Source organism: Sphingobium sp. MP9-4, from assembly GCF_005281675.1.
Taxonomy (GTDB): domain Bacteria; phylum Pseudomonadota; class Alphaproteobacteria; order Sphingomonadales; family Sphingomonadaceae; genus Sphingobium; species Sphingobium yanoikuyae.
Map to the genome: position 1 here is coordinate 1 of NZ_LUFI01000059.1, position 23,297 is coordinate 23,297.

25 protein-coding genes are annotated in these 23,297 nt (G+C 59.7%); 10 read left to right on the forward strand and 15 right to left on the reverse strand.

Going from position 1 to position 23,297, the window contains the following annotated elements:
- The 7 genes from A0U87_RS18320 to A0U87_RS26480 form a co-directional block, all read left to right on the forward strand.
- On the forward strand, window positions 1-126 hold a 126-nt coding region (locus A0U87_RS18320; RefSeq protein WP_137405224.1), incomplete at its 5' end, for an adenylyl-sulfate kinase.
- Window positions 127-134: 8 nt separating this feature from the next.
- Window positions 135-899 carry a 3'(2'),5'-bisphosphate nucleotidase CysQ gene (locus tag A0U87_RS18325; protein WP_137405839.1) on the forward strand — a complete coding sequence of 255 codons (765 nt, stop codon included), beginning with the start codon at window positions 135-137 and terminating at the stop codon, window positions 897-899.
- Between the two features lie 41 nt (window positions 900-940).
- The gene (locus A0U87_RS18330; RefSeq protein ID WP_137405840.1) at window positions 941-1,723 is read left to right on the forward strand and encodes a carboxymuconolactone decarboxylase family protein; all 783 of its coding nucleotides are present in this window, start codon (window positions 941-943) and stop codon (window positions 1,721-1,723) included.
- A gap of 40 nt (window positions 1,724-1,763) precedes the next feature.
- Window positions 1,764-2,585, forward strand: a complete 822-nt coding sequence (locus tag A0U87_RS18335; RefSeq protein WP_240700591.1) for an NAD(P)-dependent oxidoreductase — start codon at window positions 1,764-1,766, stop codon at window positions 2,583-2,585.
- A gap of 162 nt (window positions 2,586-2,747) precedes the next feature.
- Window positions 2,748-4,013: an MFS transporter gene (locus A0U87_RS18340; protein ID WP_240700592.1), complete on the forward strand. Its 1,266-nt coding sequence runs from the start codon at window positions 2,748-2,750 to the stop codon at window positions 4,011-4,013.
- Between the two features lie 337 nt (window positions 4,014-4,350).
- A complete protein-coding gene (locus A0U87_RS26475) occupies window positions 4,351-4,839 on the forward strand; it encodes a polysaccharide deacetylase family protein (RefSeq protein WP_240700593.1) in 489 nt (162 codons plus the stop codon).
- A 4-nt stretch (window positions 4,840-4,843) separates the two neighbouring features.
- Complete coding sequence (locus tag A0U87_RS26480; protein WP_206366614.1) at window positions 4,844-5,143, forward strand: hypothetical protein; 300 nt, start codon at window positions 4,844-4,846, stop codon at window positions 5,141-5,143.
- 447 nt (window positions 5,144-5,590) lie between these two features.
- Here A0U87_RS26480 and A0U87_RS18350 read toward each other — a convergent pair whose 3' ends face one another.
- The 11 genes from A0U87_RS18350 to A0U87_RS26825 all read right to left on the reverse strand — a co-directional run bounded on the left by A0U87_RS18350 (window position 5,591) and on the right by A0U87_RS26825 (window position 15,467).
- A complete protein-coding gene (locus A0U87_RS18350) occupies window positions 5,591-8,152 on the reverse strand; it encodes a TonB-dependent receptor (RefSeq protein ID WP_170978425.1) in 2,562 nt (853 codons plus the stop codon).
- Between the two features lie 942 nt (window positions 8,153-9,094).
- Window positions 9,095-9,355, reverse strand: a complete 261-nt coding sequence (locus tag A0U87_RS18355) for a hypothetical protein (RefSeq protein ID WP_206366615.1) — start codon at window positions 9,353-9,355, stop codon at window positions 9,095-9,097.
- Window positions 9,356-9,424: 69 nt separating this feature from the next.
- Entirely contained in the window at window positions 9,425-11,131 is a 1,707-nt protein-coding gene (locus tag A0U87_RS18360; RefSeq protein ID WP_137405844.1) for a class I adenylate-forming enzyme family protein, read from the reverse strand.
- A gap of 48 nt (window positions 11,132-11,179) precedes the next feature.
- On the reverse strand, window positions 11,180-12,100 hold the full coding sequence (locus tag A0U87_RS18365; protein ID WP_137405845.1) for an SDR family NAD(P)-dependent oxidoreductase: 921 nt from the start codon (window positions 12,098-12,100) through the stop codon (window positions 11,180-11,182).
- Window positions 12,097-12,984 carry an SDR family NAD(P)-dependent oxidoreductase gene (locus A0U87_RS18370; protein WP_137405846.1) on the reverse strand — a complete coding sequence of 296 codons (888 nt, stop codon included), beginning with the start codon at window positions 12,982-12,984 and terminating at the stop codon, window positions 12,097-12,099. The genes A0U87_RS18365 and A0U87_RS18370 overlap by 4 nt, the downstream gene beginning before the upstream one ends.
- A gap of 27 nt (window positions 12,985-13,011) precedes the next feature.
- A complete protein-coding gene (locus A0U87_RS18375) occupies window positions 13,012-13,908 on the reverse strand; it encodes an SDR family NAD(P)-dependent oxidoreductase (protein WP_137405847.1) in 897 nt (298 codons plus the stop codon).
- Window positions 13,905-14,435 (reverse strand): nuclear transport factor 2 family protein, encoded by a 531-nt coding sequence (locus A0U87_RS18380; protein WP_137405848.1) that lies wholly within the window; start codon window positions 14,433-14,435, stop codon window positions 13,905-13,907. Before A0U87_RS18380 ends, A0U87_RS18375 begins: the two co-directional genes overlap by 4 nt.
- 144 nt (window positions 14,436-14,579) lie before the next feature.
- On the reverse strand, window positions 14,580-14,723 hold the full coding sequence (locus A0U87_RS26810) for a hypothetical protein (protein WP_240700594.1): 144 nt from the start codon (window positions 14,721-14,723) through the stop codon (window positions 14,580-14,582).
- A complete protein-coding gene (locus tag A0U87_RS26815) occupies window positions 14,713-14,862 on the reverse strand; it encodes a hypothetical protein (protein WP_240700595.1) in 150 nt (49 codons plus the stop codon). The genes A0U87_RS26810 and A0U87_RS26815 overlap by 11 nt, the downstream gene beginning before the upstream one ends.
- A gap of 126 nt (window positions 14,863-14,988) precedes the next feature.
- A complete protein-coding gene (locus A0U87_RS26820) occupies window positions 14,989-15,273 on the reverse strand; it encodes a family 43 glycosylhydrolase (protein ID WP_240700596.1) in 285 nt (94 codons plus the stop codon).
- Window positions 15,270-15,467: a hypothetical protein gene (locus A0U87_RS26825; protein ID WP_240700597.1), complete on the reverse strand. Its 198-nt coding sequence runs from the start codon at window positions 15,465-15,467 to the stop codon at window positions 15,270-15,272. Before A0U87_RS26825 ends, A0U87_RS26820 begins: the two co-directional genes overlap by 4 nt.
- Before the next feature lie 31 nt (window positions 15,468-15,498).
- Between A0U87_RS26825 and A0U87_RS18390 the strand changes: the two genes are divergently transcribed.
- Window positions 15,499-15,765 carry a lytic transglycosylase domain-containing protein gene (locus tag A0U87_RS18390; protein ID WP_137405849.1) on the forward strand — a complete coding sequence of 89 codons (267 nt, stop codon included), beginning with the start codon at window positions 15,499-15,501 and terminating at the stop codon, window positions 15,763-15,765.
- 11 nt (window positions 15,766-15,776) lie between these two features.
- Here A0U87_RS18390 and A0U87_RS26270 read toward each other — a convergent pair whose 3' ends face one another.
- Both A0U87_RS26270 and A0U87_RS18400 read right to left on the reverse strand, forming a co-directional pair.
- The gene (locus tag A0U87_RS26270; RefSeq protein ID WP_170978424.1) at window positions 15,777-16,037 is read right to left on the reverse strand and encodes a hypothetical protein; all 261 of its coding nucleotides are present in this window, start codon (window positions 16,035-16,037) and stop codon (window positions 15,777-15,779) included.
- 145 nt (window positions 16,038-16,182) lie between these two features.
- Entirely contained in the window at window positions 16,183-18,501 is a 2,319-nt protein-coding gene (locus A0U87_RS18400; RefSeq protein WP_137405850.1) for a TonB-dependent receptor, read from the reverse strand.
- Window positions 18,502-18,794: 293 nt separating this feature from the next.
- Here A0U87_RS18400 and A0U87_RS18405 point away from each other — a divergent pair.
- A protein-coding gene (locus A0U87_RS18405) for an IS3 family transposase (RefSeq protein ID WP_137405851.1) occupies window positions 18,795-19,936 on the forward strand; the annotation gives its coding sequence in 2 pieces (ribosomal slippage) (window positions 18,795-19,035 and window positions 19,035-19,936; 1,143 coding nt in all).
- Between the two features lie 231 nt (window positions 19,937-20,167).
- On the opposite strand, the gene A0U87_RS18410 is transcribed toward A0U87_RS18405, so the two are convergent.
- Window positions 20,168-20,380 (reverse strand): hypothetical protein, encoded by a 213-nt coding sequence (locus A0U87_RS18410; RefSeq protein ID WP_137405852.1) that lies wholly within the window; start codon window positions 20,378-20,380, stop codon window positions 20,168-20,170.
- A 180-nt stretch (window positions 20,381-20,560) separates the two neighbouring features.
- On the opposite strand from A0U87_RS18410, the gene A0U87_RS18415 reads away from it, so the two are divergent.
- Window positions 20,561-21,727 (forward strand): crosslink repair DNA glycosylase YcaQ family protein, encoded by a 1,167-nt coding sequence (locus A0U87_RS18415; RefSeq protein WP_137405853.1) that lies wholly within the window; start codon window positions 20,561-20,563, stop codon window positions 21,725-21,727.
- A gap of 76 nt (window positions 21,728-21,803) precedes the next feature.
- On the opposite strand, the gene A0U87_RS18420 is transcribed toward A0U87_RS18415, so the two are convergent.
- A complete protein-coding gene (locus A0U87_RS18420) occupies window positions 21,804-23,222 on the reverse strand; it encodes a L,D-transpeptidase family protein (protein WP_137405870.1) in 1,419 nt (472 codons plus the stop codon).
- Window positions 23,223-23,297 lie beyond the last annotated feature (75 nt).

A 23,297-nucleotide genomic window follows, 5' to 3' on the forward strand; every position in this document is an offset into this window, starting at 1 on the left:
AACTTCACCGGCATCGACAGTCCCTATGAGGCGCCCACCAGCCCCGAGATACGGGTCAACACCGTCGAGATGACGCCGGAAGAGGCCGCCGAGCATATCATCCGCAAGATCATGCCGCTCAAGTGAGGCCCCAGATGACAAGTTCGAAAGTCGACGCCACGCAGCTTAATGATGCTGATCTCGCGGCGCATCTTGCGCACTGCGCGGGACAGATACTTTGCAACGTCCGTGCCTCTGGCCTCTTCAGCCCAAAGGCGCTCGGCAAGGCCGGCGACCAGACCGCCAACCAGTTTCTCGTGCATGCCTTGCGCGAAGCGCGGCCGGACGATGGCCTCCTGTCAGAAGAGGAAAAGGATAATAGCGAGCGGCTCAATCAGAGCCGGGTCTGGATCATCGATCCGGTCGACGGCACCAGGGAATATGGTGAAGAGCGCTCGGACTGGGCAGTTCATGTCGGACTCTCCATCAATGGCGTGCCGGCAGTAGGCGCGGTCGCCTTACCCGGGCTGGACGGTGGGATTGTTATCCGCACAGACCGGTCCCAGGCCGTGCCGCCGCCTCCTGCGAAACTGCGCATGGTTGTCTCGCGGACCCGCCCAGCACCAGAAGCCGTCGCTGTCGCGGAAAAGATCGATGCCGAACTGGTTCCGATGGGCTCTGCCGGGGCCAAGGCCATGGCGGTAATCCTTGGCCAGGCAGATATCTACCTACACTCAGGCGGGCAATATGAATGGGACAGCTGTGCGCCAGCGGCTGTGGCCCTCGCGCACGGCCTCCATGCTTCGCGTATCGACGGAGCTCCCCTGATCTACAATCAGGAAGACACCTATATGCCGGACCTCCTCATCTGCAGGCGAGAACATGCCGAGAAGGTTCTCGATGCCATCCGCGCGGCCTGATCCGGTCAACCCCGCCCTACAGACTTGCAGGATTTCAACCAATGGCACTCCTTGATCCGATCGAGCGGCAAGAACGCGGCGCAAGCAAGCAAGCAAGCTTGCTGGCCCAGGCGGAGCGCGAGCCCGAAACCCTCGTCCAGGCGTCGTGGCGGGATTATATCTTCGCTGAGATCTGGACACGTCCAGGACTGGACCTTCGCTCCCGCTATCTGATCGCCATGAGCAGTGCGGCAAACGAGAGCGATCGCGACGCCGTGCTCGGCTATGCACGCGGTGCGCTCTCCAACCAGGAACTCACCTTACCCGAACTTCGAGAAGCCGCGCTGCATGTCTCCGTATATTCGGGATGGACCTATGGGGCGCTGCTCGATGATGCCATCACGCAGGCGGCCCAGGCGCTTGGTCTTTCCTCTGAAGCCTGGCCGCCGATCAGGGAAAATCCCTGGGATCCCGATCAGCGTCATGATGAAGGCGGCGCGAGCTTCCGCTACCATATGAAGTTTGGCAGCCCTCCCCCAAGAACCGCCTATTTTGAAGGAGGCATCTTGAATTTCGTCTTCGGCGAGATGTGGAACAGGCCCGGGCTGGATCAACGTTCCCGCCGCTGGCTCACGCTTGTGGGCGTGGCCAACTCCTCGGCGCATACGCCGATCCACTCCCATATCTGGTCGGCCATGGCGAGCGGCAACGCGACCGTGGACGAGCTTTACGAATTTGTCCTTCAATATGCCGTCCATGCAGGCTGGCCGCGAGCATCCTTCGTGCAAGGCGTCGTCATGCAGCAGGCAGATCGGATCGCAAAAGGCCTCTCCTACACTGATTGAGCAAGTCGCTCAGATAAATCAGAACATGGAAACCGAGGGAATGATGGCGCAAAAGGATGTGCGGACCGGCTTCATAGGGTTGGGCAGTCAGGGTGGCGCGATGGCGCGCAGGATGGTCGAGGAAGGTTATCCCCTCACATTGTGGGCGCGCCGCAAGGAGTCACTCACGCCCTATCATGACACCGCAGCGACCTATGTCGACACGGTTGAGGAGATGGGCGAGCTGGCCGATCATATCGGCATTTGCGTCGTCGATGATGCTGGCGTTCGCGATGTCGCCGAGCGCCTGATACCCTCGATGCGTCCAGGCAGCCGGCTTGTGATCCATTCCACCATTCATCCCGACACCTGCGTCGACATCGCTCGAACGGCCGCCGAAAGGGATATTCTGCTCGTTGATGCGCCCGTAAGTGGCGGTGGACAGGGTGCGGCATCGCGAACACTGACCGTCATGATGGGTGGCACCAAGGAGGCCATCGCAGCAGTTCGACCTGTGCTGGAAACCTTTTCTGGCCTCATGGTCCATATCGGCGATGTTGGTGCAGGTCAGTTGGCCAAGCTGGTCAACAACTCTCTGATGGCTGCCCATGTGGCCCTGGGATATGAAGCGCTCGCCATCGGCACTGCGATCGGTCTCGACCGGCCGGCTTTGACGGAACTCATCAAGGTCAGCAGCGGCCGCAGCTTTGGCTTTGACGTGGCCGCGCGCCTGAGCGCGCCTTCGGAATTTGCGCACGGTGCCAAACTGCTTGCCAAGGATGTCCGACTTCTGCGCGAAGTGCTCGGCGACCGGGAAGCATTCTCTCTTCTGGGCGCCACGTCGGAGCCCTTCCTGATGGAAGCGATTGCGCTGTCACACTAAATGGCCACAATCGCGCCAGCGATCATCTCACGATAAAGAATAGACTGTTTTCCTTAAACCTGCCGACAATCCATACGAATGCTCCGATTACAGTATACTCAATATGAAATGACCGGTCGATCCGCCAAAAAATGCGGACGGCCCACAGCGAGGAGAGATGATGTGGAGCAGCGGCCGGCATCCAAGAGGCAGGAATGGAAAGCGAATTGGCGGCTTGTCCTGACAGCCGCAGTCGGCTTCTCCTTCATGTCATTCATGACCCCGGCCGCCGGGATTTTCATGGGTCCGCTGTCCAAGGAGTTTGGCTGGAGCCGAACCCTGTTGTCGATCGGCATATCCATCGCCGGGATTATCGGCATGCTGGGCTCCCCCCTCTTCGGTTATCTCCTCGACCGTCTGGGCGCCCGACGCCTTGCGCTGCCCGGCCTTGTCCTGACAATGCTAGCCACCGCCAGTTTTGCACTGACCAACGGCTCCGTGACCCAATGGACGATCCTTTGGATCCTGTGGGGTTTCGCTGCTCTCGCCATTCATTCGACAACATGGTCCACGGCCGTTGCCGGTGCGTTTCAGGCAGGACGCGGACTGGCATTGGGTCTTACCTTATCCGGCACGGCATTGGCTCAGGTGATCGTGCCACCGCTGACCAACTGGCTGATAATGTCGCAGGGCTGGCGCGCAGCTTATCTTTACCTTGCGTTCGGCTGGGGTGGCGTAGCCCTCATCCTGAGTAGCCTCTTCCTGTTCGACGCCCGACTTAAGGGCGCGCGGGGCAACAAGGAGGGCATCAGCGAGAAAAGCCTGTCTGAACTGCGTGCGGCCATGCCCGGCCTTTCTATCCGTCAAGCGTGGCGCAGTTCGGAACTCTGGCGCGTCACTATCGCGACCTTCCTCATTCTCACAGTTACGATCGCCATTCTGGTGCATCAGTTCCCCATCTTGCTGGAGGCAGGCGCTTCACGGACCAAGGCTGCATGGCTGGCAAGCTTGGCTGGCCTGGCCGGCATCGCGGGCAAGCTGATCACGGGCTCCCTCATCGACAAATATCATGCTCGCTGGGTTGGAGGGATCACATTGGCGTCCACCGCCATCGCCTATCCGCTTCTCCTCGAAGGCGTCGGAAGCTCGACCCTCATTACAATAGGCATCATCATCAGCGGCTATGCAGCCGGTACGAAAATTCAGCTCTGTGGATATCTGACTGCACGCTATGCTGGCATGAAGAATTACGGCGCAGTTTTCGGTTTCATGACGAGCATGATCGCTCTCGCCTCTGCCATTGGTCCGGTTGCGGCCGGCCTCTCCTACGATCGTTTTGGCAGCTACACGCTTCTTCTTGTTGTCGGCGCAATCGTCTCTCTCATCAGCGGGGCCCTTATCTTCAGCCTAGGCGCCTATCCCGAATGGCGCGATGAGCCAGAATACTAGGAACAGTCGGGCGCGCCACACGGCTGAGCGATGCACTCCGCGCCTTGATGCCTGGAGGTTCGCGCGACGGATGCTCGAGATTCCTATATATTCTTTCAGTTGGCGTATCTTCGCGCAGCCCGCTTCCAACCAATCCACTACGCTCGTTGCCATCGCTGGATCGTGACCGCATAAAACGGCATGCGCCTTTGCACCAATCGACGATCCTTGCTCGCGAGCTTTGCCGCTCTTGGAGTCATGGCTGCCCCCCCCCCCCTCGCGAGGTGTAGCAAGGGCCAGACGTGCCCCAGCCATTGCCGTCACGATTGACGATTTCGATCTGTCGGACACGCCTTTGATGAGCGGTGAGGAACGAGACGCAGCAATCCGCGCAGCTCTGAACCGTCACAAAATCAAGGCAGGTGGCTTCGTCGCGGGCAAATATGTAAACGACAGCCTGAGCAAGCGCGTTCTTTCTGCATGGTCCAATGCGGACCATATCATCGGCAATCACGGCTTCTCGCATTCATATTTCAGCGGAAACAACCCGGATGCGCTCGTGGCAGACATCATGAAGTGCGAGCCGCTCCTCTCAGAATATCCCAGCTTTCGAAGATTGTTTCGGTTCCCCTACCTGGCCGAAGGCAAGAGCCGGGAAGGCCGGGACCGGATGCGAATGCTCTTGAAGCAGCGTGAATTTGCGAACGCCCATGTGACAATCGACACATCCGACTGGTACATCGATAAACCGGCTCAAAGCCCGACTGAAAGCCGACCCATCGGTTCCGATCGATCCTTACAAGCGCTTCTACCTCGACCACATCTGGGAACGCGCCAACTTCTATGATGGCGTGGCACAGTCAATTTTCGGGCATTCGATCGATCATACGATCCTTCTCCACCATCGCCTGACAACGGGCCTTTTCCTTGATGACATGCTCTCGATGTTCCGTGCTCGAGGTTGGCAGCTTATCGATGCAAAGACGGCTTTTGCATCTTCGGTGTTTGCCATGGAATCCGACGTGCTGCCTGCTGGTCAAAGCCTCATCTGGTCGCTTGCAAAGGCCGATGGTCGTTTCGATAAGTTGCTTCGCTACCCCGGGGAGGATGGCAACTACGAAGCACCCAAGATGGACGCCGCCAACCTGTGAAGTAAGTCAGTAGCGCGAGGCCAACGGCCGATCACATGATCGACGTTTTTAGCTCTGCGCCGGAGAGCCTTCCCGCCCGCAGCGTACCGGTCGCCAAGGAAAGCCCGACCGAAATGCATGGCGTTCACGCTTGCTCACGACCAAGCGACGAAAAAGCTATTACCAGCCGCTCTTACTTTTTGCCCCCTCTTCCAGCGCGTGCGGATGACCATGGTCACCGACGCAAATCTCCGGCTAAGGCGGCGTCAGGAAGAGCAACGGATTGTAGCGTTCGGCCGGGCTGAACTTCAGGATCTGTCTCCCCGAGGCATACTTGAGTGCTGCGCCTGCATCGATGAAGCCACGGTCAAAAAAGCACCGTGCCGGAAATGCAGCTTATTCCTCCTGTCCAGCAAAGGAAGAACTGAAGCGAGCAGCCGGCCCCGTATGGGGCCGGCTGCCTTGGCATCAGAAGCTGTAGCGCAGCTTGGCACCATACATGCGCGGTTCGCCATAATAGCGCGAGGTGAAGCCCCGGCTGCCCGAGAGGCTACGGGCATCATAATAGCGCTTGTCGAAGGCATTGTTGATGAAAAGCGACAGGTCCACGGCGCTATCCATGATCCTGTCCCAGTTCAGGTTGAAGTTTGCCAGGCTATAATGCGGCGCGACCTGCGTGTCGTAATTGGCATCCGAGGGATCGAAGATGCTGTAGACCCGGTTCGGAAGCGACGCGTCCCGCCCATAATAAACCGATCCGGTGTAGACATAGGTCGCGCCAAGGCTGATCGCACCGATCCTGTCGGGCAAGGGCAGCTGATAGTTGGCAGTCAGCGACAATTTATGATCCGGCGTGAACTGCAGCCGGCTCCCCTGGACCGGCGTGCTTGCCACCAGATTATAGCCGCCCACTGGCTGGGTCGACAGATCCGGCTGGATGAAGCGGAGCAGCTTGGTATTGAGATAGGCATAGCTCGCCTGCAACGTCAGCCCATCGAAAGGCTTGATCATCGCCTCAGCCTCCAGGCCCCAGATGCGCGATTTGCCCGCGTTCACGATCGCAGGACCAGATGGGAGGTTGGGCGCGATGCCGTTGGTGTCGACGAACGAGACCTGCAGCTGCATATCCTGGAAGTTATTGTAGAAGCCCGACAGATTGAAATAGCCCGGCAGAGGACCTCGGAACGTCGTTTTGATGCCGCCTTCGTAGACGTCAACCTTCTCGGGCTCATAGGTCTTGAAGCCAACCGCCGCCAACGGACTCACCGAGCCCTGGCGATAGCCGCGTGAATATTTAGCGTAGAGCATGATATCATCGATCGGCTTGTAGTTCAGGCCGACGATCCATGTGGGTGCCTTCGAATTCTGGCTATAACGCTCCATGCAGGTTCCCGGCGAGCCACCATAGGTCAGTGCCGGGTTGGTGCAGCTGAAGGTCGGCATGTTCCAGCCCGTCGCCGCCGAATAGCCAACGACCATGTTCGTCGAGCTTCCCGTCGTCTTGTCCCACGTATATCGCAGGCCGGCGTCCAAGGTCAGCTTCGAGGTGAGCTTGTAGCTGGCTTGCGTGTAGACAGCGATATTGCGGAACGCGACCTCGCCGACATTATAGACGCGGCTGCCCGTTGCCGTCGCTGCCCCGGTAACCGCCGAGGCATCGGTGCAGGTAAAGTTCGCCCACTCCTCCTCACTGTCGCACAGAACGCCGTTCATCGCCTGGGAACCAGACCGGCCCAGTGGCAGGCTCCGCTCATAATAGAAGCCGGCTTGCCAGTTGAGCGCACCATCACCGGCCGTTCCCTGGAATTGCAACTCTTCGGTGAATGTTTCCTGCTGACCGCTGTGCAGCCCGGGCGGCGATATCGACGTGTCGCTTCCCCAGCCCTGCCCGACATATTGGCCGGGCACGGTCACCGTGCGCGAATAGGGCGCCGTGTTGGTCGGCAGCGTCAACGTGTTACCGAGCGGAACAAAGACACCGAACAAATCGATGGCCTGATCCTGCACCACCTGGCCGTAGCTGTTGATGTTCTTGATGGTGAGATTGTCTGAGGCCTGCCAAGTCAGCGAGTTGATGATCTGCCACGTCTCGAGCTTCTGATAGGCCCATGGCAGCCAGTTCGTGACGGTGAGATCGCCCGCGTCACGATCGCGCTGGATTTGCTGACAACTCAGCACATTGGGCCCGCTGGTTCCGACCGAAGCGGCATTGCCAGCATAGCAGTCGGTCGTCTTTGAGGCGGCGCCGTTCGTCTTCGAACGGGTATAGGACAGCACCGTGTAGTTTTCGAGATCCGGCGTCAGGTCAGCCACGGCGCTGATCCGCGCGGCGATGTAGCCGATATCCGCAAAATGGCCAGGACCGACCCCGGAAATATTGCGGAGATAGCCGTCACGATCCTGGGAATCGACACCGAACCGGAGACGGAAAGTATCGCTGACCGGAACGTTCAGAACGGCCTGAACACGCTTCATATCATAATTGCCATATCCACCTTCGATATAGCCTTCATATTTATACGTCGGCTTGGTCGGCGTCAGGACGACCGCACCGCCCGTTGTATTACGACCGAACAGCGTGCCTTGTGGCCCCTTGAGAACCTGGACGCTTTGCAGGTCGAACAATTGACCGGGGCCGGCGCCATCACCCGAGGCACTGAGGGGAGAAGAGCGCGGCACGACAGCATCTGCGAAATATACGCCGACCGAAGTTGTCGTACGCGCTTCCTGGGTGAAGCCGCGAATGGCGAATGAAGCAAAGTCAGCGCCATAACGGCTGTTTGCCGTCAGTGATGGCGTGTAAGTGGCGAGATCCTTCGCAGAAAAGACATTCTGCCTGTCGAGCGCCTGCTGGTCGAAGACGGTGATGGAAACCGGAACATCCTGAAGCCGCTCCTCGACACGACGGGCCGTCACAATGATGTCGCCCGGCGACGGCGATGCGCTGGAACGCTGCTCGGCTTCCTCCTGCGCATAGGCCGCGTTCATTCCACAGACGCTTGCCGCGCTCGTGACGAGCAGACTCAGCACATGTCTCTTCATGCCCTCTCTCCCAATGTAATCTTATATCATTATCAATGGTGCAGGGAGTTTTCCCTGCGCACACTCTCTGTCGGGTCCGGTTCACGCCCTCAAAAGAGGCCACTTTTATTTGTCTTATGGGCCACCAAGTCAAGACAATATGATTATTGGGTAGCCTATTAAAAGGGCGGGCAATGGCAGCCAAGCCCTCATTTCGTGAGCTCCCAGACCGAAAGACAAAAAAAGGCGCGACCCGCAGGCCGCGCCAAAATGAGGGGAGGCACCCCTCTTGAGAACACTCAATAGTAGATAATACATGATTCGTCTAACATTATCTCGATATTAAGTGCCCTTTTTAGGAATGCGGACGCGATGCACGACATCCGGGCTCGCCTTGCGGACGGTCGAATGGCCCGTTTTTCCCGGAAATTAGGTGTGTGCTCGGGAAGATTGAACGCGTGGGCGATGCCTTATTGCCCTGTCCTGCACGTAGTCCGGCCATCAAATCGGAACTGATCCAATCCGGTACGTAAGTCTCCGAGGAAAGAGCCGCCTCCGCTCCTGGGTTGCGCACGGGCCACACTGCTTTTCGCTACCCTTCTTCAGAATCGCGCATCGATGCCAAACCGGAATGTCCTTGGACGCAAGGGTGTGACCTGATCGCGATTTGCGAATTGGAAGGGATTGCCGAAGGCGAAACTATTTCCCTTCACGACGCCGATGTCCTCCATATCCAGCGACAGTCCAAAACGCTCGACTGATGTGAATCCCGGCATTCGCATCGGAACAATTGCCTTGAGATATGTCCAATAGGCTGCCGTCGCCGAGCCGTGATTTTCCTACATAGCGAAAAGAAGCTTTGCCGGTCACCGTCGCCCCCGAGGGCAACACGCGGCGCCACTCGGCAGCCACGCGGCTACCGTCGCAGGTGATGTTGGGCAGCGTCCGGGACTAGCCGGTGCGAAACTCAGGCTCGGGTCTCGTAAGATACCTGTCGTTAAGAAAGGCGGCAGCGCTCAGCTTGAGGTCCGGCAAAGCCTGCCAACGGGTTTTGCCATGCACCCCGTAGAGAATGCCGCGCCCGATGCGGGTGCTGTAAGGCAATCCTGACGCATCGACGAGATCGGCCTGGATATTTGTTCCAGTCGTCAAAGAAGATGGCCCCCTGAATGTAAGGCGATCCTTGCCGGCCTCGCCCAGACGCTCGCTCAACTCATCCATCGTGAGGTCGTCGGCGAGGAATTTTGTCCGGCTCGTACCGGGCGTGCAGGTGCATCGGGATCATGCCCCGCTTCCCTCGAGCCGCATTATAGCAAGTCGTCGCAAGTCGGCCGACTTCACTTTCGAAGTTCCCGTCATGCCAATCTCGGATTCTTCAAAACACAGGACATGCCGCGGGACCTTGTAGCTCGCCAGCTTCGCGCGAAGCGACGCCCGCACGCTCGCCTCATCGAGCAGATTTCCCTCATGGAGAACGACACAGGCCACCACCACCTCGCCCAGGCTATCATGCGGGACGCCTACAGTCTGGCTAATCCGAATTTCCGGTAACGCGCGAAGCGCCTCGTCAATTTCGAGCGGGGAAACGTTCGCGCCCCCAGTCTTGATGATGTCATTGAGACGTCCGTGCCAATGTAACCGGCCTTCAGCATCCAAATGACCACTGTCACCCGTGCGAAAATATCCATTTTCATCGACCGTCTGCCATAGTGGCGTGCCTAGATAACCCAACATCAAGGTTGGACCCTTGAGAGCTATTTCGCCTGCTTCTCCAAGCGGCAGCGTCTGTCCCGAGACCGGATCGACAATCTTGATGACATTCCCCGGCAGCGGAACGCCATGGCTATCGCCCGCCGCATCGCGCGAGGTCATCGCAGGATAGGCAGCGCTCAAGGTGAATGTCTCGGTGTTGCCATAGCAGTGACGGGGCTCCAGCCAATGCGTGCGCACGGTCGGGTGGCTGGCCAGCCGGCAGCTCTGGTCGACATATTTGAGCGACGAAAGATCGACGTCGTTCCAATTCGACGCCTGCCCCAACTGTTCCCATTGATGCGGCCATGCGAAAGGGAAGCTGACGCGATGCGTCTGCATGAGCTCCAGGGCTTCGACGGGGTCGAACGTACTTTGAAGGATGAGGGTGCCGCCCATCGCCAGGGTGCCACCAACGATCATCGCGAAGTTGCCGGACCAGAAAAAGCCATTGGCCGTCCAGCTGCGAACCCCATCATCGAGCCCCTGCTGCCGCCCCATCCGCCACATCTGTGTGGCTACCCCCTGGTGCGCGGAGAGGATCGCCTTAGGCCTGGCTGTCGATCCGGACGAAAAGAAGAGAACGGCCGGATCGGCAGGCGTCACGGACGCAGCCCGGGCCGCGAGCCGGGTATCGCTGACCGCCCTGCCAAGGTCGAGAAAATCATCCCAGCCCCGAACCGCCCCCTGCGAAGGCTGTCCGAGCATCGCTATGGACTGAAGAAACGGTAGATGATCCGACTGAAAGCATTCGGGCGTCTGGTTTTCGATGGTCGGATCGATCCTCCAGAGCGTCGAAAGGAAATTCTTCTTGAGCACGGCTGGTTCGAACAGGAGATGCGAGCAGCCGGACAGACTGAGCAGATAGGCAAGCTCGTCCTGGGTCGAAAATGTCCCGATCGGTGCTGCAACGCCGCCAGCCAGCAACGTCCCGAAAACCGAACTGAGAAACTCGGCGCGGTTGGTCATGAGAATTGCGACACGCTCGCCCTTCCCCAGCCCAAGCGCGATCAGGGATTTGGCGACTGCGCGCGATCGAGCGTGAAGGTCGGTATAGGTCCAGCGCTCGATACTGCCAGCAATGCGGCTTTGCACCAGCGCTTCGCGCTCACCGTAGCGGGCAACCACCTCTTCGAGAAAGCCGCCAAGCGTCAAAGCCCCCATGCCCGGCTCTGCCGAGAGAGGCTTGCCCCGAGAAACGGAAAGAGCCGGATCGTCCAGGAAAATATGCCGGGTCATTCGTGCTCCCACCTTGCATCCACCCGCATTTCAAACGGCCGATGACCGTCAGCCGACTGCCTCTGCCTTCACGAGAGCGAAGCTGCGCGCCATATGTTCGGCAAATCCGCCCTCTGCCGGGTGGAAGGTCCACAGTTCATCCCTGCTCCCGATGGCATCGATATCTTGGGCCACCTGATCGATCGTCCAGGTCGGCCGATATTTGCCCTTCGTCTCCGTGATGAAGGCACGGGCTACACGTCCGCCCATGGAAACATACATTTCACCCGTCACAGAGCAGCTCTCATGGGCCAGCCAGCCGACAACCGGTGCCACGAGGTCCGGCCCCATGGGCGGATACTGTGATATGTCGAGGCCTTCGGCCATTCGGGTGACCGCACCGGGAAGGATGAGGTTCGATTTGATGCCATGGGTCGCGCCTTCGATCGCGATGATATTGTTGAGCCCTATCATCCCGGACTTGGACACTGCATAGTTGGCAACGCCCGCCATGGAATAGAGGCCGCCGATCGAGCCCGTCAGGACGACCCGCCCATAGCTGCCCCGAACCATATGTTCGAACGCTGGTCGTGCGACATGAAAGGCGCCGAGAAGGTGAACATCGAGAACAGCCCGGAAGTCCTCGTAGCTGAGCGTTTCCAGCGCACCATATCGATTGTTGCCGGCATTGTGGATCAGGATGTCGACCTTGCCGAAATGATCGAGGGCGGCCTCGATGATGGCATTGCCGCCCTCGGGAGTCGCAACGCTCTGCGTGCATGCCGCGGCGTCGTAACCGGCGGCCCGCAACCCGCGCGCGGCCTCTTCAGCGGGTCCGTCATCAGAACCGCTGCCCGCGACAGAACTGCCATTGTCGTTGATCAGCACCCTTGCGCCCAGGCTCGCAAGCAATTGGGCATAGGCAAGGCCAAGGCCGCGAGCGCCGCCTGTCACGACGGCGACCCGACCGTCAAACCTGCGATCCGTCATTGTAATCTCCAGCTCGTGTCTCCCGGCGACCAGAGGGGCGCCCCCCGGATCTCGCGCAGTGAGGCTATGGTCCGACCGTCAATGTCGACGATGCCGAATTCCGCCGCCAATTCGGCATTGATGAAGCTGCCACCCGAGCGCGCGTGCAGACCAGGGTCGCACGCCAGCGCTGCGATCACGCGTCCAGGAAACTCGGGCGAAGACCCTGCTGCACTGTTGAGCTGGGTTGCCATACCAGGGACGGTCGAGAGATTCTCCCGCGCCCGCTCCGTCAGCGTAAAGCCCTGCCACAGCGATAGCGCCGTGACACCCGTGTCTCGCAACTCATGCCCCATGTCGCGCATCATTCGATCGGTTGCGGCCTTGGTCGTGCCAAAGACCACATCATATGTGTAGGTGACACCGACATAGCCGGAGAGCGCAGCGATCAACCCGGACTTCTGGGGTACCATGATGCGGGCAGCGTGCCAGGCTGCAATGAAAGCGGCGCGCAGACCTGTGTCCCAGATCTCCCACGCCTCGAGCGGCTTTTCCCAGAATCCCACCGGCTGTGTCATGGCCACGGGAATAGCGATCGCGTTGTTCACGAGGATGTCCAGGCGCGTCTCATCCCGCGCGATCCGTTCGAACAAGGCAGCAATCTGGCCATCGTCCAATATGTCCATCGGGACCGCTACGCCCCTGCCCCCGCGGGCATTGACCTGCGCAACCGTTTCGTCGAGCGTCCCGGGCAAGGCATGCTGCCCGGCCTCGACAGTTCGGCCGGTCACGTAGACGGTCGCGCCATGGTCTGCGAGGGCGCAGGCGATACCCTTTCCTATCCCGCGACTTGCACCGGTCACCAGGGCGACCCGTCCCTTCAAACTTTCGGATGTCGATCGCATCTGTTGAGGTCTCCTCTCTGCAGCGCTTCAGCGCCCATGGATTCCAAGATCGGCGACCGGTCGCCAGACAGGGCTCCCCCGGCTCTCACGCGCCGAGGCAATGACGCTCCCATCAACATCGGTCAGACCATAATGCTGGGCCAGTTCGGCAGTGATGAACTCGCCGCCCGAGCGGTTCATGACGTCAGGATCGCAGGCAAGCGCCGCGATCACACGGCCTGGATGCTCGACCGAGCTGGCATGCATGGTGGTGATCGACGTCGTCATCTGGTCGCCCATCCGCGCGAGATTATCACGCGCTTTCTCCGTCAGGGTCAGCCCCTGCCACAGCGTGAGCGAGGCCACACCATGGGGTGCAAGCTCGATCGCCATGTCACGAGCCATGCGATCGACTGCCGACTTAGACGTGCCGAAGACCACTCCATAAGTATATGTGACTGCGGCAAAACCCGAGATCGCAACGATCAGCCCAGAGTTGCGGGGAACCATGAGGCGCGCAGCATGCCAGGCGGCCACATAGTTGGAATGTACCCCAACATTCCACATCTCAAGGTTCGAAAGCGGCTTCTCCCAAAAGCCCTTCGGCTCGAGCAGATCGTCGGACAGGGAGAAGGCATTGTTGACCAGAATGTCCAGGCGTCCGGCCTCTTCCTCGATCCTGGCGAATAATGCGGCGACCGCCGTCGGGTCTGCATGATCGCAGGCCACAGCGACACCGGTGCCCCCACTGGCTTTCCCCCGCTCGGAACAGGCCAGAGCAGTCCCGCCGACACTACCGGGCAGATAATAGTCGCCTTCTCTAAGCGTACGTCCCGTCACATAGACGGTGGCGCCTTGCTCCGCGAGCACAAGTGCAATGCCCTTCCCGATGCCGCGACTGGCCCCGGTTACCAATGCAACCTTACCGGCAAGCGGCGCGCTCACGCAGACTTTCCTGCAAACCAGGCCAGGCTGAAATCTCCATGCGCCCGGCCTGTGAAATGGCCTGCCGTGAATGGATAGCCCATGACCCCGGACGTCCAGTCGGCCGCAGCGCCCCAGTCCTGCTCCCAATCATAAAGCATGGTCCGCTCGGCAATCCGCCAGACGCCCTCGCGCTTTGCCAGCAAATCCAGATATCGCCCGCCGATGCAGGTGTCGCGGGCCTCGCCTTCGATGATGACCCGATGATATGACAGGACATGGGTCTCGGCCCGCGCCTGATCTCCCTCGATCTCGACATGGGACTGACCGAGAAGATGCTGCGTGTTCGCAATCGCCTCCGCCCCCGGGACCACCCAAGCCAGATAGGCCTCGAAGTCACCGCTATAGACACCATAGTCGAACCGCGCCTGCGGCCACCAGCATTGGCGGATCAGCGTTGCATCGCGCCGATCTTCACCGCGTGCAAGCCGGGCAAGGCATGCGCGGATCGCATGATGGTCGACGACAGCCTGAAACTCAGCGTCCATCTTTTCTCTCCACTGTATGGCGGAGAGCTATCGCATCGGGCTATCGACCCGACTTGACGAATTCCGACAATTTCAGGCGATCGGCGCCCCTGATGCTATGCCCCCTTCCGGCCTGCCGATCCGATACTCCGGCATCAGTAGACATTAACCCCTGCTCGGAATTCGGCTTTCGACCGTCGGCGACAGATTGTCCTGGTACCGGAAGTCGCGCAGTACGACCTCGCCGCTGCCGGCCGCATAAATGCCCAGCCGCAGGCAGAGGAAACCACCGAATACATTATGGTGCATGCCCGCCCCCCATGCGACTGTCATGGCGGGTCCAGCTGCGCCCCTCATCCTGCGAATAGAAGAGCGTCACGACGTTCTCCTCATTGCGCAGCCGCAGCCGCAGCGAACGCGCGTTCAGCGGCGTGCGCGCCCAGTTCAACTCTTCCGAATATTCGAACAGCTTGAGCGTGCCCGGCGTGAAGCCCAGCCCGAAAAAGGCCTTGTGATTATAGAAGAGCAGCAGCCCCCGTCGGCATCGCCGGCAAGGTCGAAGGACAGCTCCGCCTCATAGGATCGATCCCCGACGATGCAGGTCAACGGCGCGGAGTCGGCCGGCGACGTGCCCCGACCCGTCAGTAGCAGCCGCCTGTCGCCATAGCGCCCGCGCCGCCTCATCCGCGGCCGGCGGATGGAAACTCCAATCGTCACTCAGCCGGATCTTGCGGATACCGTCGGTGAACAGATAGCGGCGCCCATCCTCGCCCACGACATGCCCCGGATCGATGCAGCCGTCGATCTTGAGGTCGATGGGCGCACTCCACGGCCCCTCGATCCGGTCTGCCCAGATCACATAGATGGACCAACCTTTCCGGTCGGATCGGCCGGGATATAGATGAAATAGCAGCCCTCGTGCTTGACCAGATCGACGCCCAGATCGCATCTAGCGGCTGGTGCAGCGCCGGCCCGACGTGCTGCCAGTTGATCAGATCTGTCGACCGCCAGATCACCAGCGCCGGATAGGAATAGAAGGAAGAGAAGGGTCATGTAATAGACCTCGCCATCCTCGTCAGGGAAATTGGCCGCACTGGAGACAGAAGTTGCCTACTGGCTGCAGCATGACACCTGCTTCAACGTCGATGTCACGAAATGGATTTTCATGACCGGGTTGGTAGCGTTTCGAGATTATTGGCTAGCGGTGGGCATCTATCACCGTCCCAACCATGCTCGACAATCAGCCTACGCCGTCAGCGTAGCCGCCCATTTGCAGCGAAGATTTGGCAGTGAGGCCTTCCGCAAAGCCAAAGCCCGAAAAAACGGTCTGGCCGATGGAAGAGTCAAGTGAGCCGAACCGCCTCAAGCATCCGAAGTCGCCGCGTCGTGACGGCGCGGAATCAGCTCGACGACGTTGGATCGAACGTCGACACCCGCTCCCGCTTCGCGATCGAACGCCTCGAGGCGATCCGGCATTCGCAAAAGTTTCAGCGCCGCCATACTGATGGCTTCCTCGATGCTTGGGTAGACCTCAGCAGAGCTGAACGAGGTACCATTCGAATATTTCAGCGTCGCCTGATAGCCATTGCCATTTGGAGTTGCCGAGAGCGTTACGGAGGCCATTAGTCATCCTCTTGAGCCAGTTCTCCTTACCGTAGCACAGATGGGATCGGCCGACCGGCTCTATTCGCTGTTCACATTTGGCGTCAGCTTCGCGCTCCTTGCAGTAGGAGGACCGAGTCCACAGTCCATCCTAATCGATTGAGCGTCAGAATTTTGCTCCAAACTGAACACCATAGGTCGCCGGGCTATTCCATACGCTGCCAATGCCCAGCGTATTAAAGAGCACCTGAGTCTGATAGCGCTTGCCCGTGACATTGTCCCCGAACAGCGCAATCGAAAAGCGATCACTGGGGTCCGTCCACTCCGCACGCAGTGACAACACTTCGTAGGCGCCCTGACGGAACTGCTCGGCGGGATCAAAATAGAAATCGCTGGAAAAGTATAGATTACCGGACAGAAGCAGCTTGCCCTTGGCGACCTCCAGCCCGTAGCTCGCACCCAGGTTGAATGTAAACTCGGGTGCGCGCTGCATATGCAGGCCCGACGCGTCGGTCGTTGTCTGGGTAAGCGTTCCCGCGCCACTTGCACAGAATAAGGGATCCGCCGCACCGGCGGCAGGGTCGCAGTAGGTGTAATAAGGGGCGTTGGTGAACGATTTGTAGCGGGCATGCGTCCATGCCGCTCCCCCGCTTATGTTGAAGGCATCACTTAACTTGTAGCGAAGTTGCACTTCAAGCCCATAAATCTCCGACGACGCAGCGTTGCGGATCTGGGCCGCCCCATTCTGATAGCTGGAAACCTGGAGATCCTTGTAATCATAATAGTAACCCGCGAGATCGATCGCGAGGCGATGGTCGTCATATTTGTAGCCAACCTCATAGGCATTGATCTTTTCGGGGCGAACCGGCTGCTGTGACAGTCCCCCGACGTTGAGGATGCCCGCTTTGTAGCCCCGCGTGTAGGAGACATAGGTGCTGGATTCCTGGGTCGGCTTGAAACGCAGAACGAAGCGAGGCGTCACGCTATCATTTTTAAGATCGTCGACCGGAATTTCGGTCTCAGGCGGCACGCTCGCTGCCGAAATCATCTCGCCATTCGGACCTTCATATTGGGTCGTCGTGAAGTTCGTCTTGAAATAGGCATCGGTCACCACGTCATGACTGTACCGTGCACCGGCCGTCACAAAGATCCTGTCCGTGACCTCATATGTAAGATCGGCGAAGGCTGCATAGGATTTGGTGAGCGTGCTTGAACCACCGAAATCACCGAAGGGAGCCCCTCCGAAAGACGCATTGACGTCCCATGTGTCCCGGATCTGAAAGTAGTTGGCGCCCGCCGTCCACTGCAATCGCGCGCCAGGCTTGGAGGTGAGCAAAAACTCCTGTGAATAGCTCTTGTCTGTGACCGGGACATTGATCTGGAAGAACGGCAGCGCCGTTGCGTCCAGATCACCATAATAAGGCGTCTTGTCTTGGCGGTACTGACTGTAGGAAACGAGATCCGCGAAGCCCAGATCGGCCTTGACCGTTCCCTGTATTGCATCTGATTTCGCCTTGAAACTCACGGGCGTGTTCAGCGCTATCTGTCCCGGTGCCGTCGCATAGCTCCCCTCCGGCGCATAATAATAAACCAGCGGCAGGCCCGCCGAACTATTGCGGCCATAGATCGCCTTCCCTGCAGACGATAGCTTGTCGAAGAAACCGGCATGACCATCCTTGTCGACGAAAGCATTGACCAGCTGTGACGTCGGATCATTGACTTGTGAATGGGTGTAGCGAACCAGCACCGAGACATCTTCACTAAGGTCCGCCTTGATGCCGGTGCGCACCGACCAGCTGCGGCGGAGGCCGACATGATCGTCGCCGTCGAGGATGTTCGCCTGGAAGCCGTTGCTGTAACTGTAGACACCTTCCACATCCATGGCGATCTGGTCAGTGATCCCGAATGTCGCGTATGCCTGTGAATTGAGCGTATCGAACCTTCCATAGCGAACACGGAATTCTGCGCCGGTTTCGGTGCTCGGATCGGCCGTGGTGACGAGAATGGCGCCACCCGTCGTATTTCGGCCGAACAATGTCCCTTGAGGTCCCTTGAGGACCTGGATGCTGCTAACCTTCATCAATTGAAAATCGGACACGTAGGTGTTGGCCTGGAAAAAGCCGTCACTGTAAATGCCGACATTGGGGCCACCGCCCGATGTTGTGATGGCCGTACCGACACCACGAATGGTTGGCTGGACTGCAGAGCCCTGGCTGTCGAAACGGAGGCCCGGCGTCACTTTTGTCGTGTCCGACAGCTGATTGATATTCGCCGTCTCCAACTGCGCATTGCTGATACTGGTGACGCTGATGGGCACGTCGCGCGATGCTTCCGCACGCCGCTGCGCGGTTACCACGATCTCTGCTCCGTTAGGCGACCCCACAGCGTCCTGCTCCTGCGCGAAAACGGTAGTTGGATCGGCAAGGACCGAGGCCGCAAGGATTCCTACGGTGGACACACTGACATGGCGATAAGAAGCAGACATCGGTAACTCTCCCCGAGGCCTGGCTTTCGTAAGCGCATCGTCGACCGGCCCTTCAACCCCGGCTCATGCGTCGAAGTGAAAAGGATATGCTTGACCAATTTGGACAAAATCACTCCGCTATCTGTAGATCACATCAAACATAGTTTCAGGTGTCAGCTCGCAGACTGGCCATAACTGATCCTCGGCAAATGCCCTCCCTCTTGCATTTGCCTATGCCGACACGCAGCAGTCGTGTGAGTGGCCCCTAGATTTCTGGACGCCTTCTATCTTAACTTTGATGACAAGGGACGACGATGGCGAATGCCAATTTCAGCGATGAGTTCAAGCGTGATGCCGTGGCTCAGATTACGGAGCGGGGCCATCGCGTAGCGGAGGTTTCCGAGCGTCTCGGCGTCAGCCAGCACTCGCTGTATTCGTGGAAGAAGCAGTTCGGGAAGGTGGTGTCGGGCGACGGTGCCAAGGATGCCGAGATCCGGCAGTTGAAGCGCAATCTGGCCCGGATGACGGAGGAGCGCGACATCCTAAAAAAAGCCACCGCGTATTTCGCCAGAGATGCAAAGTGAGATACGCCTTTGTTGCCGAGCATCAGGGCCAGTTTGGGGTTCGGGCGATGTGCCGGTGCCTTGCGATCCAGCCCAGCGGCTTTTATGCTTGGCAGAAGAGTCCGCTGAGCCGCAGAGCACAGGAAGATGTCCGGCAGACTGCGCTGATCCGACAGGCCTCGAATGATAGCGGCAAGGTCTATGGCTACCGTAAGCTGCACGATGATCTACTCGATCAGGGCGAGACTTGCTGTCCCAACCGCGTCGCGCGCCTGACCAGCCTGGCAGGCATCAAGGCGCAGATTGGTTATAAGCGACGTCCGGGTAATTCAGGGGGAAGGCCTTCGGCCGCCGCTGCCAACACCCTGGATCGCCAATTCGACCTGGCACATGCCGATCGCGTCTGGGTGACGGACATCACCTATATCCGCACGATCGAAGGCTTCGCCTATCTGGCGGTTGTGCTCGACCTGTATTCCCGCCGCGTGGTGGGCTGGTCGATGCAAAGCCGCCAGACCAGCGATGTCGTCCTGCAGGCCCTGCACATGGCGGTCTGGCGGCGTAAGCCGAAGAACCGCGTGCTCATCCATTCGGACCAGGGCTCGCAGTTCACGAGTATCGACTGGGCCGCCTTCATCAGGGCTCACAATCTGGAACACTCCATGAGCCGCCGGGGAAACTGCCACGATAATGCTGTCGCTGAGAGCTTCTTCAATCTGCTCAAGCGCGAGCGCATCCGGCGACGCACCTATAAAACACGCAAGGAGGCCCGGCAGGACGTGTTCGATTATATCGAGATGTTCTACAACCCGATCCGCAAGCATGTCAGGAACGGGATGCTGTCGCCCGTAGAGTTCGAACGACAGCAGGCTTTGATGGCTCAAGGCGTCTAGAAAACTAGGGGCTATTCATATCGCGTGACCAAAACCTCGGACTTCCAGCCGCCCAGCTCCCGAAGTACCCAAAGTTTTTTTTACATATGACGATGACTGCGGGGCCGTTTTGCGCGCCCCCTTCGATGATGGCTCGTGCATGAACTGAGCATAGGCAAGGCAAGCCAAGCCAAGCCAAGCCAAGCCAAGCATAACGACAAATTTCTGGCTGGTGCCTCTTAGATTCAATTCTCAGCGGAAATTTACGCCCTGCCCGGGCCACTTCTCAGTGGAAATCAACAACCTAGTGAATTTCAGCAGGCAGAAGATACGACTTAGTCTGCCGTCGCCCGCCAAAAAATGACCCGTCCAGCTATTGCCGGACGGGCCAGTGAGCAATGCGCCAACACCGGTGCGCGGGTGATGATCGAAATCGAAGGCGCCCGGCATCGACGGATGGCGCATGACCGCACGGTCCGGATCAGCGTGCCGAAATCTCGAGCCTGGGCGGGGGCGAAGAGCCGCAACCCTGAAGCACGAATGAAAAGCGTGCAGGCACTGATTTTGACAGTCGGACGCGTGACAGTCTGAAATGACCGAAATCGCCTTGCGATTGTCCGGTCCGCCTTCATAGCCTTGTCAGCGATGAAGATAGAGAAGATCGGACTGCCGCTGGCGCGACGTATTGCGCTGGCCGCCCAGGGTTTTGCCGCCCCTCGCCCCGGAACAGCCGGCATCAGCCATTTGCGCCGCACGGTCGAGCGCGTGCAACTGCATCAGATCGACAGCGTCAATGTCCTGGCGCGGGCACATTATCTCCCGGCATTTTCGCGGCTGGGGGCCTATGACCGCAGCGATCTTGATCGACTTGCCTGGGGACCAAGGCGCCAGCGCCGGCTATTTGAATATTGGGCGCACGAAGCCTCGCTGCTGCCGTTCGACCTGCAACCGTTGCTGCGCTGGCGGATGGAGAGCGCGGATCGCGGCGAAACCGGATGGACCGGCATGCGCCCCTTCGCCACCGAACGCCGCGCCCAAGCCATGGCGCTCCTGGCGCGCATCCGATCGGAAGGCGCGATGGCGACATCGGACTTCGAAACCCACAGGGGGCAGTCGGGCTGGTGGGAATGGAGCGATACCAAGCGCGCATTGGAATGGCTCTTCTGGGCCGGGCACATCACGACGGCAACACGGCGCGGCAGTTTCGAGCGGGTATATGATGTGCCCGACCATGTCCTGCCACCTGACATATTGGCCATCCCGACCCCCGCGGCGCCGGACGCGCATCGGGCCTTGATCGAACGGGCTGCGCGATCCCATGGCATCGCGACTGAAAGGCAGCTGCGCGACTATTTTCGCCAGCCCCCTGCACAGGCGCGCGCCGCGATAGAGGAACTGGCGCAGGAAGGCATATTGATCCCGGTCGCAGTGGAAGGATGGCGACATGCCTGGCTCCACCGCGAGGCGAGGCAGCCCCGTCGCATCGATGCGCGAGCGCTGCTGGCGCCGTTCGACCCGCTCATCTGGGAACGCGACCGGACTGAGCATTTGTTCGGCTTGCGCTATCGCATCGAGATATATGTGCCTGCCGAAAAACGGACATATGGCTATTATGTATTGCCGTTCCTCCTGGGCGACCGCCTGGTTGCCCGCGTCGATCTGAAGGCGGATCGGGCGGCCTCGGTACTGCTCGCGCGTTCGGTGCATCTGGAGCCCGATGCCCCTCCGGACGCTCATGACGCCCTGCTCGAAGAGCTCAGCATCATGGCGACCTGGCTGGGCCTTGCCTCGGTCCGCGTGGGGCAGCCCTAGCGCATTGTCAGCCCGCTGCCGCCACGCCCCGGGCACAGGCCGCCCACGGTCTGCGCGCGTCCGCCGCGGCAGCCCATCAGGGTCCGACATCATCGCCGCCGGCCCGAAGGCGGGAGCCCTGCCGCTGGCCAAAGCCAAGCGCCTCTGCCACTCGATCATTCCAGCCATAAGGATCTGCCCGGATTACGGGCGCCCCCTGATCATCGAACAATATCGTCGAATAGAACAGGCGAACCGGGATTTCCCGCGGCAGTTCGACAAAGCCTTCCTTGCCCGTCGCGCGCGCCTTGTTCCATTGATCCAGAATGCCTTCTTCCCGGGCGATCTTCTCGGCAAAACCCACCGCATCATCGACCCGGACACAGCCATGGCTGCGCTGGCGCTGAACCTCGGCGAACAACTGCTTGGCCGGCGTATCATGAAGATAGATTTCATGGTCGTTCTTCATGTCGAACTTGACCAGCCCCAGCGAGTTTTCGGGACCGGGCTGCTGGACGATCCAGCCATCCTTCCACACCATGTTGTTGCGCTTCATGTAGCTAGCGCCCTTGCCTGCGATCTCCTTGTTCTGGATCGATCGAGGAACCGTCCAGGTCGGATTGGCGACCAGCCGATAGATGGGCGACCCCAGCTGGGGCGTTTCGGTGTCCGGTTCGCCCACCACCACCTTGCGCGTGTCGGCAATCTTCCCGTCGCGCCAATAAGTGAGGCGCGCGGCGGCGAGGTTGACGTCGATCCGCGTTCCGGCCGGCGCCCGGTCAAGCCACCGCATCCGCTCCATGGCAACGGCGATTTCCTGGGCCCGATCGGCATCCGACAGGTTGAGGATTTCAAGGGCCTTTTCGCCGATCACGCCATCGGGCTTGATGCCATAATCGACCTGCATATGCTTGACGGCGCGCACCAGTGGTGCGGCGTAGCGATCGCCGGCATTGCCGGCCCGATCCAGATAGCCCGACGCCACCAGCTGCCGTTCGATCGCGGGCATGCGGCGGTCGGATGTTCCAGGATCGATCGGCTTTCCTGCGTCCGGGATGGGTTTTGCGCTATCGCTTCTCCGCTTCCCAAGCGCCAGATAGGCCCTGGAAAGATTGCGATAGTCTTCCTCCTGCGGCGCAAGGCCATCGAGCCAGCCGCGCAGCTGGCCCGATGCCAGCGCGTCTTTCAGCCCGCGTTCGAGATCCGGCCTGGGGGCGCCCAATGTATAGACCTTATAGAGCTTCTTGGGGTCGCTCGCGCCACCAGCCAGCGCCCTGGCATAGCGCAGGGCGCTACGGGTAAGCGCGTCCTGACCGGCGCCTGTTCCTGGCTCGCCTTCAACGGCGAAGGAAAGATGGTCGAGGCCATGCGCGGCGCGACTGTCAATGGCCTGCTTGAGATCATGGACTGCGTCCTCGTTCCACTGCGCTTGCCGCTGCGCCGACGCCGTGTCGGCCCGGTCTCCGCTGCCCGACTGGCTGCCGCAAGCCGCCAGGGTCAGGGCAATGGCGACCATCGGAAGGGCGAAAAGGGACTTGGGCACGCATTTCTCCTTACAAGCTCTTTCCTGCAACGCGCGACCCTGGTCGAG